This is a genomic window from Pelagibius sp. 7325 (assembly GCF_037652055.1).
Taxonomy (GTDB): Bacteria; Pseudomonadota; Alphaproteobacteria; order Kiloniellales; family Kiloniellaceae; genus Pelagibius.
In genome coordinates this window covers 396370-413462 of sequence record NZ_JBBKAH010000002.1, presented here as the reverse complement: position 1 = coordinate 413462, position 17093 = coordinate 396370, and the positions used below count along the sequence as shown (strand labels likewise).

Genomic DNA, 17093 nt, shown 5'->3' with positions numbered 1-17093 from the left:
TGCGGCTCCGGTTCGCTTTCTAGTCGCGGAAAATTCCTTCGCCCTGCTCATCGATGATCTGGCGCGCCTTGACGACGGCGAAGTCGTTGGCGGATTCCGGCGAAGCGTGCGTGTCGGCACGCAGGAATCTATGCTCCTTCACCTCGCCGGCGATTTCCTTGCGGATGATGCCGGCGGTCAGCCACTGGCCGTTCTGGGGCCGGGCGGCGGCCGTGATCTTGAAGCCGTTGTAGTCGACCTCGGCGCCTTCCTTGCCGCCGCTGCCCCGGTTCCCGGCGTCGCTGCTCTTGCCGCCGCCGAAAAGCTTGCTCAACAGGCCCATGGTCGCCTTCCCCGTCTGCTCGATTTTTGGGTGCTTTCTTATGCATGACAGGTTAGCGCGTGGAAGGCTTTCTTCCTACCCGTTCCTGTGATCCTCTTGGCAAAGCATCCCCTTCAGCGGTATTTGCCATACTGCGGTGTTTTCAGGCAGGAGACCTTCCTTGAGCAGCCTCTACCATCCCGCGCTCTACGACCGCGCGCAGTCCGTCGGCAGCTACTGGGAGGCCTCGGCCCCACCGCTGGGCCGTGAGACTCCGGCGCTGAGCGGTGAGGCGATGACGGAGGTGGCGGTGATCGGCGCCGGCTACACGGGGCTGACCGCCGCGCTCACCCTGGTGGAGCAGCACGGCGCGTCGGTGACGGTGCTGGAGGCCGGTACGCCCGGCTGGGGCGCCTCGGGCCGCAACGGCGGCTTCTGCTGCCTGGGGGGCGCCAAGCTGGGCTACGACGTCATGGCCACGCGCTACGGCGTCGACGAGATGCGCCGCTTCTTCGCGGTCCAGATGGAGGCCATCGACCTGGTGAAGGAAACCTGTGCCGCCCGGGGTATCGACGCCGACATCACCGGCGGCGGCGAGATCCTGCTGGCGCACAAGCCGAACCGCGCCACCGCGCTGCGCGAGGAGCGCGCGGAGATGATGAAACTGCTGGGTCTTGAGTGCAGCTTCCTCGACGACGCGGCACTGGCGGAGCGTGGGCTCACGGCCAGCGGTTTCCACGGCGGCCTCGAACTGCCGCTCGGCGTCGGTCTGCATCCCTTGAAATACCTGCGCGGACTGGCGCGTGTCGCCATCGACGCCGGCGTCGTCGTGCACGGCCACTCGCCGGTCGGCGCGATCCGCCGCGAGGGTGCGAACTTCGTCCTGGTCACCCCGGCGGGGCGCCTCACCGCGCGCAAGGTCATCGTCGCCACCAACGGCTACAGCGAGGAGGAATCTCTGCCCCAGCTGGCCGGCCGCCTGCTGCCGGCGCTTTCCAGCATCATCGTGACGCGCCCGCTGAGCGCGGCGGAGCGCGCCGCCCAGGGCTGGACCTCCACGGTGACGGTGGCTGACACCCGCAAGCTGCTGCACTACTTCCGCCTGCTGCCCGACGGCCGCTTTCTGTGGGGCGGGCGCGGCGGCATTTCGGGCTCGCCGGCCTCGGCAGCGCGCGCGCAGCAGCGCCTCAGGCGCTCTTTCGAGCACCATTTCCCGGCTTGGCGCCATGTCGAGACCGAGTTCTTCTGGCGCGGCCTCGTCTGTCTCTCCAAGCCACTGGTGCCCTTCGTCGGCAGGCTGGAGGAGGAGGGGCTCTACGCTTCGCTGGCCTACCATGGCAACGGCGTTTCGTTCTCCGCCTGGGCCGGCCGGGCGGTGGCCGCCCAGGTCGCCGGCGTGCAGGGCGCGGATGCGCTGCCGGCGGTGGTGCGCGGCGCCTTGCCGCGCTTTCCCTTGCCCTTTCTGCGCAAGGTCTACCTCACCGGGGCCTACGCCCACTACGGCCTCAAGGATGCCCTTGGCTGATGCGCACCCTGCTGCGTGCGCCCGTCCTGCTGCTCGGCCTGATGGTGCTGGGGGGCGCGGCGGTCGCGCGGGAGGACGTTGCCGGCTGGGATGCAACGCGCTGGGGCATGACGCAGGAGGAGATCAAGAGCGCCCTGGGCGACCGCACCATGCGGCTGCCGGGGCGCTGGCTCTACGGCCATGCTTATGCCGATCTTGCCGTCGAGGATGCTGCCGTCGGCGGTCTTGCCTTCACTGCCTACCTGCAGATGAATGCCGAGAGCCACCGGCTGCAGCAGGTGCTGCTGGAACGTCGGCGCACCCAGGCCGTGCCGGGCGCCTTCGACGCGCTGATCGATTCGCTGGAAGGTAGCTACGGCCCGCCCGACGAAGTCTGCACGCAGGCGAAGAGCGGCGGGGAACCCCTGGACTATCAGCTCACCTGGCGTTTCGCGACCACCACGCTGCACGCCAAGTTCCTCGACTTCTCCACCACCGCGGTCTTCTCACGCGATCCCGAGGCCGAGATCGATCCCCTGGTCATCGAGCGCAAGGTGCGGCGCAACCTCCGCCGCTCCATGCCGCGGCGCATCCTGCTGCGCTTCCACGACGCGACCCTGACGGCACTCGATCCCGGCTGCAAAGGCTAGAGATAGCTTCCAGTCAGGGTGAAGACCGCGCCGCCGAGGCCGAGCTTGAAACGGGCAAGGCCTTGCTGGCTCTCGGTGTTGAGGCCGCCGAGATCGAGCCACTGCGTGCCGTCTTCCTTCAATGTCTCGATTGCGCGCCACAGCAAAAGGTTATGCGCCTGGCCCTCGCGCCCGGCGGCCGAGGTCCAGGACGCCATGTAGGTGGCCGAGACGCCGTGGCGCAGCAGGATGACACCGGCCACCAGGGTGCCGTCGCGCCGGGCGGACAGCGACAGCAGCGCGTCCTTGTCGGCATCCGCTACAGCGGCGATGAAATCGCCGGCGGGACCCACGAAGCGCTTCTTGTGGCGGAAGGTGTCATAGAGCATCAGCGCGCTCTGGCGCTGTCGCTCCTTGCGGTCGCGTGTAACCTCAAGGCCTTCGCGCTCCCCCTTGCGCAACGCGTTGCGCCACTTGCCGTTGAGGCCAGCCAGCAGAGTGTCGAGGCCGGGACGCAGGTCGAGCCAGGCGGAGGAATAGCCGGTGACGACGCGGCGCAGCCCGGTGGCTTCGACCATCGCCGCGCCTGCGCGGGTGTCGGGCAGTTCCGGCAGCCAGGACAGGAAGTCGAGGCGGCGGCCGCGGCAGTGCCGGGCGATGCTGCGGCAGACCTCTGCCGCGCGGGCGTCCGCCAGCGGATCGATCAGCCAAACCGGTCCGCGCAGGATGCGCGTCACGCCGACCGTCCAGTACCGCTTGCGGAAGGCTTGCAACAGGGCGACTGGAATGCCGCCGTCCGACAGCAGATGGCGCTCGACGGCTTGCCCATGTTGCGCGGCCACTGCCTCGCCGTAGGCCCAGGCCTGTTCCAGCGAGGTCTTGCCGGCGGCGCCGTAGAGTTCCTCCCAGCGCCCACGCGTGCAGGGCTCCCAGGTCACCTCGGCGGTTGAAAGACTGTGCGATTCGGCCAGCATGGCCGGCAGTTTCCCGGTTTTCCGGGCAGGCGGCAACGGCTAGTCTCGGCGCCATGAGACAGCAGGATCCTGCCCCGGAGGGCGCGACCGTTTTGGGCCACGTGATTCCCAAGCGCCGCTTCACGCGCTGGGCCGCCTACTACTTCGTCCTGTATTTCTGTCTGCCGGTCCTGGCGGTCGGCATCGTCGTCGATCTGCTGCTCTATGCGGTCTTCACCGGCCTCTTCGACCGTTGCTACGCGCTGTTCTGCCTTTTCGGCTGACGCTCAGGCGGAGGCGGCCTCGATGCGGCGGCGGCCGGAAGGGGTCAGCGCGACGGAATAGACGCCCGGGCTGACCTCGGTGGTGGCGATCCAGCCCTTGGACCGGCATTCCCTGAGGGTACGCCACAGGATGGTCTCACCGGTCTGTTCGGTGACGCCGATTTCACCGGACATGCGGAGCAGCTCAAGGACCAGCTGCTGCTGGGGGAGGAGAGAGGACAAAGGAGAGGACGAGCCAGTTTCTGCAGCGAGAAAGGACAAGGGCGATGCTCCGTGTTCGGCGCATCGCCCGAACGACTCTTTCAGCTTAGCGCGTTACCACGCGGGGTGCGAGCCTCCGGACGGCGGGGCGAAGTCAGGAACAACCGGCGGGTCCGACGCTGGACGTACAGACCGGCACGGCCACCCAAGAGACTTAGGGCCGCCAATGCTCAGGCTGCGAGACGCCTCAGTGCTGAACGCCGTCGGCGAGGACCCGGCAGAGCTGGCTCACCGCTTCCTGGTGACGGTCGTTGCTGATGCGCGTGAAGTTGCGCGCCAGATCGAGGCACATGCGCTGGCGCTCGTTCAGGCGGCTGTCTTCACTGTTCAGCCCCTCGTAGAAGAAGCCGATGTCGACGCCGAGGACCTTCGAGATCTCGAACAGCCGACCCGCCGATACGCGGTTGATGCCGCGTTCGTACTTGTGGGCCTGCTGGTAGGTCACGCCGATCATCTCCGCCAGCTGCTGCTGGGTGAGGCCCAGCATGGTGCGGCGTTCGCGGATGCGCTGACCAACGTACTTCTCAACGCTCTGGATGTTTGCAGACACAGTTTCCACGCTATCTCACCATTCAGGTTGGAGTTGCACCCAAAGGATCTAAGTAATCTGCAGAGCTAATCAAAATGATGAAATATATAATCACTTCATCGAGTAAATTAGACAAGCAGTTTTTCGCCAGTGGGGCTTGTGATATTAACGGAACCGACATCCCGGAGTTGGGCTGGTTTGCCGTCTCCAGGCACCGTGCGCGCGGTAAACATGAACAGATCCAATGTTTTGTCAGCGGTCAGCACGGTGGGTCCAAGATCGTTCCATCGCCACTACCGCAGGCGCCTCAATCTAAGAGCTACCCCGTTGGCGCTCTTTGGAACCCAACCACCGGATGGCACCGCCGGTTCCACAAAATAACGCTCTAGATGAAATAGTTGGAACTCTGAGGGTCCGCTGCCAGGGGCAAATAAAGGGCGGACGGCCCTGAGGGCGAGCACAAAATTGATCCAGGGCAACCCCGGGGTGATCCCAGGGCGACAAGGAAAGTCGCCTGCGCGCGGGACAGGGCGGTGGCCGCCCGGCTGACTTGCGCTTCGTGTGCCCGCCGCGGCGCGCCTCGCGAGGAAAGGGAAAGACGCCAGTGCCCAGTGCCATCGATACCCCCGGCGGGACCGCCAGCGAGACTGGCCGCAAGCTGAAGATCGCGGTCGCACAGACCGCGGCGCATTACGGCGACATCGCGGCCAACCTGGAGACGCACCTCGCGATGATTGCCGCGGCGCGAGCCGGTGGTGCCGAGGTGCTGATCTTTCCGGAGCTGTCGCTGACCGGCTACTGCGTCGGCGAACGGAGTCTGCCGCTGGCGCTGCCGCGCGACCACCCGGTCATCCAGCGTCTCGCCGCGGCCAGCGGTGATCTCTGGACCGTGGTCGGCTTCATCGAAGAAGGCGTCGCGGCGCAGATCCACAACTCCCTGGCGGTGCTGCACGGCGGCGCCGTCGCCTTCCTGCACCGCAAGCTGAACCTCGCCACCTTTGGTCAATTGGAGGAGGGCAAGCACTTCGCCGCCGGGCGCTATCTGGAAACCTTCAACCTCGGCCCCCGCTGGCGTGCCGGCACACTGATCTGCGCCGACAGCTGGAATCCGGCGCTGGTGCACCTCGCGGCGGTGCAGGGCGCGACGCTGTTGCTGCTGCCGGTCGCCTCGGCGCTCGGCGTGGTCGGCGGTGAGTTCTCCAACCCGGTCGGCTGGCAGCGCGCACTCGACTTCTACGCCATGGTTTACGGCATGCCGCTGGCGATGGCGAACTTTGCGAGCAAGCAGAACGGTGCGCAGTTCTGGGGCGGCAGCCGCGTGCTGGACCCCTACGGCAACGTCCTGGCGCAGGCCGGCGACGGCGAGGAGATCATCTTCGCCGAACTGGATTTCCAAGCCGTGTTGACGGCGCGCTACCACCTGCCGACGCTGCGCGACTCCAATCTCGATCTCATCTACCGCGAACTCGGCCGCCTCACCTGGCAGGTGGGTGTGCCGCCGGAAAGCCGCCGCGTGTAGGGTCGGCACAGCTTGTCGTGCTAAGCTTGCCGCCGGGCCGCCCGGCGAGCGGCCGCAAGAGGCGAGAGACGAGAGATGCGAGAGGGGGCCAGGTGGTGAACGGCGCGGGCAGCGGCCGCGAAGCGCAGCAGACTTTCGGATTCCTGCTGCTGCCGGAGTTTTCCATGCTGGCCTTCAGCTCGGCGGTGGAGCCGCTCCGCGCGGCCAACCGACTGTCCGGCCGGGCGCTGTACGACTGGCGCATACTAACCGCCGACGGCCGGCCCATCCATTCCTCCAGCCGTATGCATCTGCTGCCGGATGGGGCATTGGGCGGCGGACCGGACGACTGCGGCCGGCTCGACTTCCTTTTCGTCGTGGCGGGCCTGGCGGTGCAGCGTCTGCGGGACCCGGCGGTGATCGCCGCGCTGCGGCGCCTGGCGCGCGGCGGCTGCCGGCTGGGCGCGCTGTCCACGGGCAGCTACCTGCTGGCCTGGGCCGGCCTGCTCGACGGCTTTCGCTGCACGGTGCACTGGGAAAACCTCGATGCCTTCCGCGAGGACTTTCCCGACCTCGAGGTGACCGGAGAACTCTTCGAAATTGACGGTCCGCGGCTGACCTGTTCCGGCGGCACCGCGTCGCTGGACATGATGTTGTCGCTGATCGCTCAGTCGCACGGCCGCGATCTCGCAGCGCAGGTCGCCGAGCAGTTCATCCACGAACGCATCCGCGACACCCATGACCATCAGCGCATGAGCCTGCAGGGTCGTCTCGGCATCAGCCATCCGAAGCTGCTGCAGGTCATCGCCATGATGGAGGCACACCTGGAGGAACCCTTGGCGCGCGCCGAGCTGGCACGCCGCGCCGGCTTGTCGACGCGCCAGCTCGAGCGCCTGTTCCGCCGATATCTCGGACGCACGCCGACGCGTTATTACCTGGAACTGCGCCTGCATCGCGCGCGTGCTCTGCTGACCCAGACGGCGATGTCGATTCTCAATGTCGCGCTGGCCTGCGGCTTCGTCTCGGCCTCGCACTTTTCCAAATGCTACCGCGAGTTCTTCCACAAGATGCCGCGCGAGGAACGCCAGCAGACCGGCCACAAGCCCGCTGCCGGCACCGCGGCGTCCAGTGCGCAGGAGATCGTGTCCGGTCCCGGGGCCGGCAAGCTGCGCTAGAATCTGTTCAGGAAAAGCCGCTTAGACGGCCAAGCGCACGAAGGTCGCCGAGTCCGGCAGGAATTCGGGCTCGCCGCCGGCACGGCGGTAGGTGTCGCTGCCCAGGAGCGCGGCGTCGCGGTGGCCCGTGAGGCTGGTCTGCGGCGCGCTCGCTTGGGCGCGCCCCGCTGTCGCCTGCTGGCCCAGCACCTGCACCATGAAAGGCATCGACGACAGGCGCGAGAAGTTGATCAGCTTGCCGCTGGCAGCCTCCTGCGCGGCGGCAACGCTGCTGCGCCGACCAGCCTGAAAGTCGTCGGCCTGGGGATCGTCACGCCAGGGGTCATTGCGCTGAGGGTCGTTGCGCCGGGCTTCGCGGCCCTGGGCGGTCTCCGATCCGTCGGGGCGCTGTGGGTGGCGCTGCGTCGGCGTGACCGGGGTCACTGCCTTGATCCGCGGGCCGCCGTTGGCCTGGTCCGGGGCGGCAACAGTCAACGCCCCCGCCGAAGCGGCGGGAACCGGAAGCTGCTGAAGCCGTGGAACTCCGGTCATGCCAGGGAGCCTGTGGATATCCTATTTCAGACCATACAATAAATGCATCTTGTGAAAAATTTATCAAGCATTGAATCTATCGTAGTTTACAAATTAACCATATAAATTAAGCATGATTTCTTAGTGTTTCCCTCTGTTTCTCCATTAACTAAAGACAAACTACAGATTTTATTCGGACAGCAAGCTTCGCGCTGCAGTATTTCACCCTTCATTAAGGGCCGACTGTCACATTCGACTCTCATTGCGGGCATCAGAAATTGCCCGGATCGGCTGGGCCTCCTCCCGGAGGCCGACTTCAGGTAGGAGACGGGAAGCCGTGACCAAAGCCGCCGTACCGCAGACCATGGCGAAGGAAGATTGCCTGCAGGCGCTGACTCGCCTGGAGACGGCCCTGCGCGCGTCCGGCGACGTGGTTTACGAGTGGGACCTGGCGACCGACCAGCTGGTCTTCACGGGCGATGTCACTTCCCTGTTCTCTGCCGGCGGCAGCGATGCGCCCCAGACGGGTGAGGCCCTGCAGGCACGCATCAATCCCGAAGACGTGCCGCGCCGCCGCCGCGCACTCTCCGATCATTTCGCCGGCGCCTCAGCCTATGACTGCGAGTTCCGCCTGCGCACCCGGCAGGGCGAGTTCCAATGGCTGCACGACCGTGGCGCGGTCGAGTTCTCTCCCGCCGGTACGCCGGCCCGCATGGCGGGCGTTATCCGTCTCGTCACCCTGCGCAAGCAGCAGGAGGAGCGTCTCGAATATCTCGCCAACTTCGACGACCTGACGGGCCACTTCAACAAGGTACGATTGCGCGAGGCGCTGGAGCATGCGCTCGCGCAATCGCAGCGATTCGGCCAGACCGGCGTCTACATGGTGGTCGGCGTCGACCACCTTGACCGCATCAATACCGGTTACGGCTACGAGACTGGTAATGCGGTGCTGGTCGAACTGGGCCGCCGCCTCGACAATTATCTGCGCGCCGCCGACGTCATCGGCCGGCCGGGCGGCGATTTTTTCGGGGCGATCCTCAGCGCATGCAGCGAAGAGGCGGCGCAGATTGCCGCCGAGCGCGTGCTGCAGTCGATGCGCGACCATCCGATCACCGTTGGCGCCGACAAGGTGCACGTCACCGTCTCCATCGGCGCCGTCGCTTTCCCGGCCGAGTCCAAGACCGCCGTCGACGCCATGACCAAGGCGGAAAGCGCCATGCAGCAGGCCAAGGCCGCCGGGCGCGACTGCCTGCGGTTCTTCGCCCTCTCCGAGGCTCAGCGCCAGGGCTATCGCGCCAGCATGGACATCGGCGAGGAGGTGCAGCTGGCGCTGAAGGAGAACCGTATCGTCCTTGCCCACCAGCCGGTGGTCGACGCTACGAACCACGAGGTGCGCTACTACGAGTGCCTGGTCCGCATGTTCGACCGCAGCGGCAAGCTGGTGCCCGCCGCGCACTTCGTGCCGGCGATCGAACAGCTCGGGCTCATGCGTTCCATCGACAACCGCGTCCGCGATCTCGCCATCCGCGAGCTGGAACTAAATCCCGACGTGGCGCTGGCGATCAACATCTCGGGCCTCACCGCCACCGAACGCTCGTGGTTCCGGGGCCTTGTCGCGCGCCTGAAGGAGCGCCGCGATCTCGCCACGCGCCTCATCGTCGAGATCACCGAGACGACCGCGCTGCAGGATATTGACGAGACCTCGCGCTTTGTCTCCTCTCTGCGGGCACTTGGCTGCAAGGTGGCGCTGGACGACTTCGGCTCCGGCTTCACCACCTTCCACCATCTGAAGGCACTGACCGTCGACGTGGTAAAGATCGACGGCTCTTTCATCCGCGACATCACCACGGACACGGAAAACCAGATCTTCATCCACAACCTGCTGGCACTGGCGCGCGCGCTTGGCGTGTCGACCGTCGCAGAATGCGTGGAGACGAGTGAGGATGCCGATTATCTCTCCGGCGTCGGCGTCGATCTGCTGCAGGGCTACTACTTCGGCCGTCCGGAAGTGGCGGGCCATGCCAGCCGCAAACAGGCAGCCTCCATCATCGCCCTTCCGGCCGCGGCCGGCGCGGGCAACTGACCGGCGGCCGGCGCCGGTTTCTTGACGAAATCAGGGCTTGTCCTTGTTGAGGGTATCGATCTGCTGCTGCAGCTGATCGATCTGCGCCTTCAGGGCATCCAGCGATTCCTTGGCGCTTTCCGATGCGCCGCCAGCCGCGGGCGCGCCGCCGGCGTGCCTGGTCGCCTCGCCGCCGCCCGGCTTGGCTTCGCCACCTTTTCCGTCGGCGCCGCCGAAGGGCGAGAACATGCGCATGGCGCTTTCGAACAGCGCCATGTTCTGCTTGCTCATTTCCTCCAGGTTGCCGAAGGGAAACATGCCGCCGAAGGTTTCCTGCATCGACTGGCGCATGCGGTCCTGGTTCTGCGAGAAGGCTCCCATCATGTGCTCGAGGTACTGCGGTACCATCCACTGCATTGAATCGCCGTAGAACGAGATCAGCTGGCGCAGAAAGGTGATGGGCAGCAGGTTCTGCCCCTTCGACTCCTCTTCGACGATGATCTGCGTCAGCACCGAGCGCGTGATGTCCTCGCCGCTCTTGGCATCGAAGACCACGAAGTCGACGTCCTCCTGCACCATCTGGCAGAGATGGTCCAGGGTCACGTAGCTGCTGGTGGCCGTGTTATAGAGCCGCCGGTTGGCGTACTTTTTGATGACGATCGGTCCGTCGCCGTTAGCCTGCTTCTTGCCGATTTTCTCAGTGCCAGCCAAGTTCCAATGCCTTTCCCGTCAAGCACCCTGCAGCAAAGCCCTATTCCCTAGAGGCCCAGACGGAGTCTTGGGGCGCTTCCCCCGGCGCTGCTTCCTCACGGTCGCTTCCTCTGGGCGGGGCTTTGCGGGCGGGTGGGACGTGTTTCCCTGCGGTTTCGGTCCCTGCGGTTGGGGGCCCAGCGATCTGGGCCCTTGCGGTTTGGGTCGTCGTCCTTCCGCTCGCCTTTGGCCGGTCGCCACGCGTGGCGGTCGCTGCCGGCTAGTCGGTTTATTATACCGCATATGCTAAAGGGATATTGCTGCGCCGCGTCAAGGACTGTCAACGTCTAGAAACCCGGCCCTGGAAACCGGCCCGCTAAGCGGCGGGCGGCACTGGCCTGGAGCGCAGTCCAGCGGACATTTTCCGCTCCCTGGCCAGGCACCGCCGGGGGCCGTTATACTGGGGTTTCGAACGGGGGAGGACGGATGCCGGCAGACGAGTCGAAGGAGCCGCCGCAGAACCAGCATGGGGATTTGGAAGAGCTCGCGCGGCGCTACGTGGATCTCTGGCAGGACCAGATGACGTCGCTGGCGTCCGACCCGGAGTTCGCCGACTCCCTCCAAAAGGTGATGGCCGCCATGGGCGGCGTGGCCGGCGGCCTGCCGGCCTTATGGGGCGCTTGGCCCGCCGCGATGAACACGGTGATGGCGGCGGCGCGGCCCAGTCAAGAGGGTGGACAGGAGATCCATGGTGAGCCAGCAGGCGCAAAGCGCGACAACGGGGCAGCAAGCGCCGCCGCGGCTGGGCCCGCGGCCGCTGCCGCTGCATCTGATGGCGGCGGGACTGACCTGGGCGTCCTCCAAGAGCGGCTTGCCACTCTGGAACAGCGGGTCGCTTCCTTGGAAGGGAGATCTGGCCGAGCGCGCCGAAAGCCTGCGAAGGGATCTGCGGCAAAGCCTGAACGGAACTGACCCCGTCATTTTCGCCGCCGCGGTCGACGCCGAGGTCGCCCGGCGCCTGAAGGATCTGGCCGCGGGCATCGAGGCCTACCGCCACCATCCTTACCGCCGCGACCTCGCCGATCCGCCGGTGCTCTGGCAGGAAGGTTCCTGCCGGCTGCTCGACTACGGTGCGATCCCTGAGGCCAAGGCGGGTGGCCCCACGGTCCTGGTGGTGCCCTCGCTGATCAACCGCGCCTACGTGCTGGACCTCACGGCCCAGCGCTCGCTGCTGCGCTGGCTGGCGCGCCAGGGCGTGCGCCCGCTGCTGCTCGACTGGGGCGGTCCCGGCGACGAGGAACGGGGCTTCACGCTCACCGACTACATCGCCGGGCGGCTGGAGCGCGCCCTCGACGTGCTGCGGGCCGAGACCGGCGAGCCGCCGCTGGTGCTGGGCTACTGCATGGGCGGCCTCTTGGCCCTCGGCCTCGCGCTGCGCCGCCAGGACGAGCTCGCGGGCCTGGTCCTGTTGGCAACGCCGTGGGACTTCCATGCGGAAAACGCACCGCACTGCCGCCTTGCCGCCGCCAGCCTGCCGCTGGTGGCGCCGATCTTGGACCTCACCGGGGAAATGCCGGTCGACTTGCTGCAGGCGCTGTTTGCCAGCCTCGACCCGCACCTGGTGGTGCGCAAGTTCCTCGCCTTCGGGCGGCTCGATCCGACCAGCGCCAAAGCGCGCGATTTCGTTGCGCTGGAGGACTGGCTGAACGACGGTGTGCCGCTGGCCGCCGCGGTGGCGCGCGAATGCCTCGGGCGCTGGTACGGCGAGAACGCAACGGCGGCCGGCCGTTGGCGGATCGCCGGGGCGGCGGTCGATCCCGGCCGCCTCCGCCTGCCGACGCTCGCGGTCATCCCGGCGCAGGACCGTATCGTGCCGCCGGCCTCGGCTGCCGCTCTGGCCAATGCCATTGCCGGCGCGGAACGGATTATGCCGGCGGCCGGCCATATCGGCATGGTGGTCAGTGCCCAGGCGGAGGCTGCCGTGTGGCGCCCGCTATTGAGCTGGATCACGGCGCAGGCAAAGCGCGCCGATTAATCAATTGTCATCGGGCTGTCCCCAGGCGCGGCTTGCACCGGGCGGTCGACTGTCCTTATATCTGGGCAGAGATTAACGAATGAGCGGGCGGCACCTGCGCACAAGACGTGGGGGCGCGCGCCGACATCGCGGCTTTCCTTGCGTCGCTCAGCGGTGCTTGCGTGTCCGCCAGAAGGGAGAACTCCGAAGATGACCGAAGTCGTAATCGCAGGTGCCGCCCGTACCCCGGTCGGTTCGTTCAGCGGCAGCCTTTCCTCCGTGCCGGCCTCCCACTTGGGCGCAGTCGCGATCAAGGAGGCGATGAAGCGCGCCAAGGTCGAGGCCGCGGAAGTCGACGAGGCCATCCTGGGCCAGATCCTCATCGCCGGCGCCGGCCAGAACCCGGCGCGCCAAGCCGCCGTCGAGGCTGGCATCCCCTACGAGAAGACCGCCTACCAGATCAACCAGCTCTGCGGTTCGGGCCTGCGTGCCGTGGCGATCGGTTCCCAGGGTGTGAAGCTCGGCGACACCCGCGTCGTGGTCTGTGGCGGGCAGGAGAGCATGAGCCAGGCCCCGCACGTCGCGCACCTGCGCAACGGCGTGAAGATGGGCGACTTCCAGATGGTCGACTCGATGATCAAGGACGGCCTGTGGGATGCTTTCAACGGCTACCATATGGGCAACACGGCCGAGAACGTCGCCAAGCAGTGGCAGATCACCCGCGAGGAGCAGGATGCTTTCGCCGCGGCCTCGCAGAACAAGGCTGAGGCGGCGCAGAAGGCCGGCCGCTTCAGCGACGAGATCGTCCCCGTCACCATCAAGTCGCGCAAGGGGGAGACCGTGGTGGATGCCGACGAGTATCCGCGCCACGGCGTCACCGCGGAATCCCTCGCCGGCCTGCGTCCCGCCTTCGACCGTGAGGGCTCGGTAACGGCCGGCAACGCCAGCGGCATCAACGACGGCGCCGCTGCGGTGGTGCTGATGTCGGCCGAGGATGCCGCCAAGCGCGGCGTCGCGCCGCTGGCCCGTATCGTCTCGTGGGCGACCTGCGGCGTCGACCCGGCAATCATGGGCACCGGCCCGATCCCGTCCAGCCGCCGCGCCCTGGAAAGGGCCGGCTGGTCGGTCGATGACCTCGACCTGGTCGAGGCCAACGAGGCTTTCGCCGCCCAGGCCCTGGCGGTGAACAAGGACATGGGCTGGGATCCCGCCAAGGTGAATGTGAACGGCGGGGCGATCGCCATCGGGCACCCGATCGGGGCCTCCGGCGCCCGCGTGCTGGTCACCCTGCTGCATGAGATGGCCAAGCGCGACGCCAAAAAGGGCCTCGCCACCCTCTGCATCGGCGGCGGCATGGGTATCGCCATGTGCCTCGAAAGGGACTGAGTCTCAATCGTTTCGCCGGCGCGACGAAGCGTCGCAACCGAAGCGTCATGACGCTGCCGCGGCCCGTCCCTAAAAAAGGGGTGGGCCGCGGTCTCGTTCAGGTCGCCGCCGGGCGGTGGCATCTTCATGCCAAGCGGGCGAAATGGCGCCCGATGCACCGGACACGGGCGGGCAGCGGTTGGCGGCAGGGTTCATCCGTGGTTTGATAGATCCGCAATTCAGACCGCCGGCCCAGGCGGCAAGGACCAGTCTTAGCGGGGAGGACGATGATGGCGCGCGTGGCGTTGGTTACAGGGGGGACGCGGGGGATCGGCGAGGCGATCTCCGTGGCTCTGAAGGCCGCCGGCTATACCGTAGCGGCGACCTACGGCGGCAATGACGAGGCCGCGCACAAGTTCCGGGACGACACCGGCATCCACGTCTACAAGTGGGACGTCGGCGACTTCGAGGCCTGCAAGGACGGCATCGCCAAGGTCGAGGCCGACTTGGGGCCCGTCGACGTGCTGGTCAACAACGCCGGCATCACCCGCGACGGCGTGCTGCACCGCATGGACCCGGCGGCTTGGCGCGCGGTGATCGCCACCAATCTCGACTCGCTGTTCAACATGACGCGCAACGTCATCGAGGGCATGCGCAACCGCAACTACGGCCGCATCATTTCGATTTCCTCGATCAACGGCCAGAAGGGCCAGTTCGGCCAGGCCAACTACTCCGCCGCCAAGGCCGGCGTGTTCGGCTTTACCAAGGCGGTGGCCCAGGAAAATGCCGCCAAGGGCGTCACCGTGAACGCCATCGCGCCGGGCTATATCGCCACCGAAATGGTGAAGGCGGTGCCGGAAGAGGTGCTGAAAACCAAGATTCTGCCGCTCATCCCGACCGGGCGCCTCGGCGAGCCGGAGGAGATCGCGCGCTGTGTGGTCTTCCTGGCGGCCGAAGAGGCGGGCTTCATCACGGGGGCGACGCTGACCGCCAACGGCGGTCAGTACATGACCTGAGGCGCCAGGGTCGGGAGTTGCCGAGACCGTGACGATGCGCGGCGAGCCCTTGCCGCCCGGTATTTCGTCCCTGGGCCTTGCGGTGCCGCCCCAACTGATGGTGTTCGACGGCGTCTGCGTGCTGTGCAGCGGTGCGGTGCAGTTCATCCTGCGCCACGAAAAGGCGCCGGAGTTCAGCTTCGCGCCGGTGCAATCAGCCCTCGGCCAGAGGGTGCTGGCGGCGCTGGGCCAGCCGGACGACGGCAATGACAGTGTCGTGGTCATCGATGCCGGCCGCTACTTCCTGAAGTCCGACGCGACGCTGCGCCTGGCCCGGCAGTTGAAGGCGCCGTGGTCGTGTTACGCGGTAATCCGCTTCCTGCCGCGGCGCTGGCGCGACTGGGCCTACGACCGGCTGGCGCGGAACCGCTACAGCATCTTCGGCCGCTATGACACCTGCATGGTACCTGATGCCGAGCTCCGGCGGCGCTTCCCGTCATGAGTGGACAGCCGGGGAGCGGGCCGCCTCTTTACGGGCGTGTGCTAGGGGCCGACTTCGCGCGCCTGCCGGCGCCGGTGAAGGCGCTGCATGACAACCCGGGGCGCGTGGTGGCATCCGGCCGCTGCCGCGTGGAGCGGGGCGACAACCCCCTGGCCCGGCTGCTGGCGGCCTTGTTCGGCTTCCCGCCGGCCGGTAACGACGTACCGCTGCGGGTCCAGATCACCGCCGAGGGCGCGGGCGAACGCTGGGAGCGAGACTTTGCCGGCCACCGCCTTGCCTCCCTGCAAGGCGAGGTGGCGGGGCGCCCCGGCTGGCTCTACGAGCGTTTCGGCCCGGGGCACTTCACCATCGACCCGCGCCCCTCGGAGCGCGGGCTCAGTTTCGCGCTCACCGGCGCGCGGATTTTCGGCGTACCCCTGCCGCGCTGGCTGTGGCCGGCCGTGGTCGGCGATGCGACGGCGGCGGCGGCGACCTACCGTTTCGAGGTCTCCATCGCCCTGCCGCTCATCGGCCTCCTGGTGCGCTATCATGGCGACCTCGTTCCCGAGGAAGGATGATCGACATGCTGAAAGGCTCCTGTCATTGCGGTGCCGTGACCTTCGAACTGGCGCGGCCGCCGGAATGGCGCAGCGAATGCAACTGCTCCATCTGCCGGCGGCTTGGCACGCTCTGGGGTTATTTCCGCGAAGAGGAGGTGCGCTTCGCCGGGCATCCGAGCGCGACGGAGGCCTACGCTTGGGGCGACCGCACCCTGGCCTTCCACCGCTGCCGCACCTGCGGCTGTATCACGCATTGGCAACGCCTCGTTTCGCGGCCCGAGAACCGCATGGGCGTCAACACGCGTCTCCTGGAGCCGCGGGACGTGGCCGGCATTCCCTTGCGGCACTACGACGGGGCGGACAGCTTCAAGTATCTCGACTAGTCTCGGCGTCCCAAGGAAGATTTGGAGGAACCGCCATGCCCCTCGGCCGCCTGATCGAATATGAGGATGCCTCGCCGGAGGTGCGCGCCGTCTACGACGACATCATGGCCACCCGCAAGACCGACTGGGTGAACAACTTCTGGAAGGCGCTGGCGCAGAACCCGGAGACTTTGGAGCGCACCTGGGCGAGCGTGAAGCAGGTGATGGCGCCGGGCGCCCTCGATCCGCTGACCAAGGAGATGCTCTACATCGCCGTCAGCGTCACCAACAACTGCGAGTACTGCATCACGTCGCACACCGCCGGCGCCATCCAGAAGGGCATGACCGACGCGATGCTGCACGAACTGCTGGCGGTGGTCGGCATGGCCAACGAGACCAATGCGCTGGTCAACGGCTACCGCGTGCCGGTCGATCCGAAGCTGCGCGCCGTCGCCCATGGCGAGGCCGGCTGACCGCCGCATGAACGACTATCCCAACCGCCCGCTCATCGGCGTCGGCGTCGTGGTGTTCAAGGACGACCGCGTGCTGCTGATCCGCCGCGGCAAGCCGCCGCGCGAGGGCCAGTGGTCGCTGCCCGGCGGGCGCCAGCGGCTGGGCGAGCGCGTCGCCGAGGCCGCAGAGCGCGAAGTGGCGGAGGAGGCGGGGATCGTGATCGAGGTCGGGCCCCTGGTGGACGTCGTCGATTCCATCACACACGACGCCGCCGGCACCGTGCAGTACCACTACACCCTGGTCGACGTGCTGGCCGAGTGGCGCTCGGGTGAGGTCGTGGCCGGCCACGACGCCGCCGAGGTCGCCTGGGCCGATCCCGGCGATCTCGCCCCCTACAATCTCTGGCAGGAGACGCAGCGCATCATCGCGCTGGCGATGCAGAAACGAAACAAGCCCTGACTTGCCAG

The 17093-nt window shown here is 67.1% G+C and carries 20 protein-coding genes; 14 read left to right on the top strand and 6 right to left on the bottom strand.

Annotated features, from left to right (window positions below; genetic code table 11):
• Nucleotides 1–19 precede the first annotated feature (19 nt).
• Entirely contained in the window at nt 20–322 is a 303-nt protein-coding gene (locus tag WDC82_RS03950; protein WP_340115952.1) for an HlyU family transcriptional regulator, read from the bottom strand.
• Nucleotides 323–482: 160 nt separating this feature from the next.
• On the opposite strand from WDC82_RS03950, the gene WDC82_RS03945 reads away from it, so the two are divergent.
• Complete coding sequence (locus WDC82_RS03945) at nt 483–1826, top strand: FAD-dependent oxidoreductase (protein WP_340115951.1); 1344 nt, start codon at nt 483–485, stop codon at nt 1824–1826.
• Nucleotides 1826–2455: a hypothetical protein gene (locus WDC82_RS03940; protein WP_340115950.1), complete on the top strand. Its 630-nt coding sequence runs from the start codon at nt 1826–1828 to the stop codon at nt 2453–2455. Before WDC82_RS03945 ends, WDC82_RS03940 begins: the two co-directional genes overlap by 1 nt.
• Here the strand turns inward: WDC82_RS03940 and WDC82_RS03935 are convergent.
• Entirely contained in the window at nt 2452–3408 is a 957-nt protein-coding gene (locus tag WDC82_RS03935; RefSeq protein ID WP_340115949.1) for a GNAT family N-acetyltransferase, read from the bottom strand. The genes WDC82_RS03940 and WDC82_RS03935 overlap by 4 nt on opposite strands.
• Nucleotides 3409–3461: 53 nt before the next feature.
• On the opposite strand from WDC82_RS03935, the gene WDC82_RS03930 reads away from it, so the two are divergent.
• Nucleotides 3462–3671 (top strand): hypothetical protein, encoded by a 210-nt coding sequence (locus WDC82_RS03930; protein ID WP_340115948.1) that lies wholly within the window; start codon nt 3462–3464, stop codon nt 3669–3671.
• Nucleotides 3672–3674: 3 nt separating this feature from the next.
• Here WDC82_RS03930 and WDC82_RS03925 read toward each other — a convergent pair whose 3' ends face one another.
• Together WDC82_RS03925 and WDC82_RS03920 are read right to left on the bottom strand one after the other, a co-directional pair.
• On the bottom strand, nt 3675–3845 hold the full coding sequence (locus WDC82_RS03925) for a hypothetical protein (protein ID WP_340115947.1): 171 nt from the start codon (nt 3843–3845) through the stop codon (nt 3675–3677).
• A gap of 274 nt (nt 3846–4119) precedes the next feature.
• On the bottom strand, nt 4120–4482 hold the full coding sequence (locus tag WDC82_RS03920; protein ID WP_340115946.1) for a helix-turn-helix transcriptional regulator: 363 nt from the start codon (nt 4480–4482) through the stop codon (nt 4120–4122).
• A gap of 583 nt (nt 4483–5065) precedes the next feature.
• Between WDC82_RS03920 and WDC82_RS03915 the strand changes: the two genes are divergently transcribed.
• Together WDC82_RS03915 and WDC82_RS03910 are read left to right on the top strand one after the other, a co-directional pair.
• On the top strand, nt 5066–5980 hold the full coding sequence (locus WDC82_RS03915; RefSeq protein WP_340115945.1) for a nitrilase-related carbon-nitrogen hydrolase: 915 nt from the start codon (nt 5066–5068) through the stop codon (nt 5978–5980).
• Nucleotides 5981–6072: 92 nt separating this feature from the next.
• Nucleotides 6073–7134 (top strand): GlxA family transcriptional regulator, encoded by a 1062-nt coding sequence (locus WDC82_RS03910; protein WP_340115944.1) that lies wholly within the window; start codon nt 6073–6075, stop codon nt 7132–7134.
• Between the two features lie 21 nt (nt 7135–7155).
• Here WDC82_RS03910 and WDC82_RS03905 read toward each other — a convergent pair whose 3' ends face one another.
• Nucleotides 7156–7608: a hypothetical protein gene (locus WDC82_RS03905; protein WP_340115943.1), complete on the bottom strand. Its 453-nt coding sequence runs from the start codon at nt 7606–7608 to the stop codon at nt 7156–7158.
• Nucleotides 7609–7981: 373 nt separating this feature from the next.
• Here WDC82_RS03905 and WDC82_RS03900 point away from each other — a divergent pair, with 373 nt between their 5' ends.
• A complete protein-coding gene (locus tag WDC82_RS03900; RefSeq protein WP_340115942.1) occupies nt 7982–9727 on the top strand; it encodes an EAL domain-containing protein in 1746 nt (581 codons plus the stop codon).
• A gap of 30 nt (nt 9728–9757) precedes the next feature.
• Here the strand turns inward: WDC82_RS03900 and phaR are convergent, their stop codons facing one another.
• Nucleotides 9758–10417, bottom strand: coding sequence for a polyhydroxyalkanoate synthesis repressor PhaR (phaR, locus tag WDC82_RS03895; RefSeq protein ID WP_340115941.1), 660 nt, complete (start codon nt 10415–10417; stop codon nt 9758–9760).
• A 730-nt stretch (nt 10418–11147) separates the two neighbouring features.
• Between phaR and WDC82_RS03890 the strand changes: the two genes are divergently transcribed.
• From WDC82_RS03890 to WDC82_RS03855, 8 genes are all read left to right on the top strand, one after another.
• Complete coding sequence (locus WDC82_RS03890) at nt 11148–12431, top strand: alpha/beta fold hydrolase (RefSeq protein ID WP_340115940.1); 1284 nt, start codon at nt 11148–11150, stop codon at nt 12429–12431.
• A 189-nt stretch (nt 12432–12620) separates the two neighbouring features.
• Nucleotides 12621–13796 (top strand): acetyl-CoA C-acetyltransferase, encoded by a 1176-nt coding sequence (locus tag WDC82_RS03885; RefSeq protein ID WP_340115939.1) that lies wholly within the window; start codon nt 12621–12623, stop codon nt 13794–13796.
• Nucleotides 13797–14065: 269 nt separating this feature from the next.
• The gene (phbB, locus tag WDC82_RS03880; RefSeq protein WP_340115938.1) at nt 14066–14791 is read left to right on the top strand and encodes an acetoacetyl-CoA reductase; all 726 of its coding nucleotides are present in this window, start codon (nt 14066–14068) and stop codon (nt 14789–14791) included.
• 34 nt (nt 14792–14825) lie between these two features.
• Nucleotides 14826–15272, top strand: a complete 447-nt coding sequence (locus WDC82_RS03875) for a DCC1-like thiol-disulfide oxidoreductase family protein (protein ID WP_340116952.1) — start codon at nt 14826–14828, stop codon at nt 15270–15272.
• Nucleotides 15269–15829 (top strand): DUF4166 domain-containing protein, encoded by a 561-nt coding sequence (locus tag WDC82_RS03870; RefSeq protein WP_340115937.1) that lies wholly within the window; start codon nt 15269–15271, stop codon nt 15827–15829. Before WDC82_RS03875 ends, WDC82_RS03870 begins: the two co-directional genes overlap by 4 nt.
• A 5-nt stretch (nt 15830–15834) precedes the next feature.
• Nucleotides 15835–16194 (top strand): hypothetical protein, encoded by a 360-nt coding sequence (locus tag WDC82_RS03865; protein ID WP_340115936.1) that lies wholly within the window; start codon nt 15835–15837, stop codon nt 16192–16194.
• A gap of 35 nt (nt 16195–16229) precedes the next feature.
• A complete protein-coding gene (locus WDC82_RS03860; RefSeq protein WP_340115935.1) occupies nt 16230–16646 on the top strand; it encodes a carboxymuconolactone decarboxylase family protein in 417 nt (138 codons plus the stop codon).
• 7 nt (nt 16647–16653) lie between these two features.
• Nucleotides 16654–17085, top strand: coding sequence for an NUDIX hydrolase (locus WDC82_RS03855; RefSeq protein WP_340115934.1), 432 nt, complete (start codon nt 16654–16656; stop codon nt 17083–17085).
• Nucleotides 17086–17093 lie beyond the last annotated feature (8 nt).

Coding starts and splice junctions, on each gene's coding strand:
- WDC82_RS03950 (WP_340115952.1), bottom strand. CDS start 322: ATGGGCCTGTTGAGCAAGCTTTTCGGCGGCGGCAAGAGCAGCGACGCC.
- WDC82_RS03940 (WP_340115950.1), top strand. CDS start 1,826: ATGCGCACCCTGCTGCGTGCGCCCGTCCTGCTGCTCGGCCTGATGGTG.
- WDC82_RS03935 (WP_340115949.1), bottom strand. CDS start 3,408: ATGCTGGCCGAATCGCACAGTCTTTCAACCGCCGAGGTGACCTGGGAG.
- WDC82_RS03930 (WP_340115948.1), top strand. CDS start 3,462: ATGAGACAGCAGGATCCTGCCCCGGAGGGCGCGACCGTTTTGGGCCAC.
- WDC82_RS03925 (WP_340115947.1), bottom strand. CDS start 3,845: ATGTCCGGTGAAATCGGCGTCACCGAACAGACCGGTGAGACCATCCTG.
- WDC82_RS03885 (WP_340115939.1), top strand. CDS start 12,621: ATGACCGAAGTCGTAATCGCAGGTGCCGCCCGTACCCCGGTCGGTTCG.
- phbB (WP_340115938.1), top strand. CDS start 14,066: ATGGCGCGCGTGGCGTTGGTTACAGGGGGGACGCGGGGGATCGGCGAG.
- WDC82_RS03875 (WP_340116952.1), top strand. CDS start 14,826: ATGCGCGGCGAGCCCTTGCCGCCCGGTATTTCGTCCCTGGGCCTTGCG.
- WDC82_RS03870 (WP_340115937.1), top strand. CDS start 15,269: ATGAGTGGACAGCCGGGGAGCGGGCCGCCTCTTTACGGGCGTGTGCTA.
- WDC82_RS03865 (WP_340115936.1), top strand. CDS start 15,835: ATGCTGAAAGGCTCCTGTCATTGCGGTGCCGTGACCTTCGAACTGGCG.
- WDC82_RS03860 (WP_340115935.1), top strand. CDS start 16,230: ATGCCCCTCGGCCGCCTGATCGAATATGAGGATGCCTCGCCGGAGGTG.
- WDC82_RS03855 (WP_340115934.1), top strand. CDS start 16,654: ATGAACGACTATCCCAACCGCCCGCTCATCGGCGTCGGCGTCGTGGTG.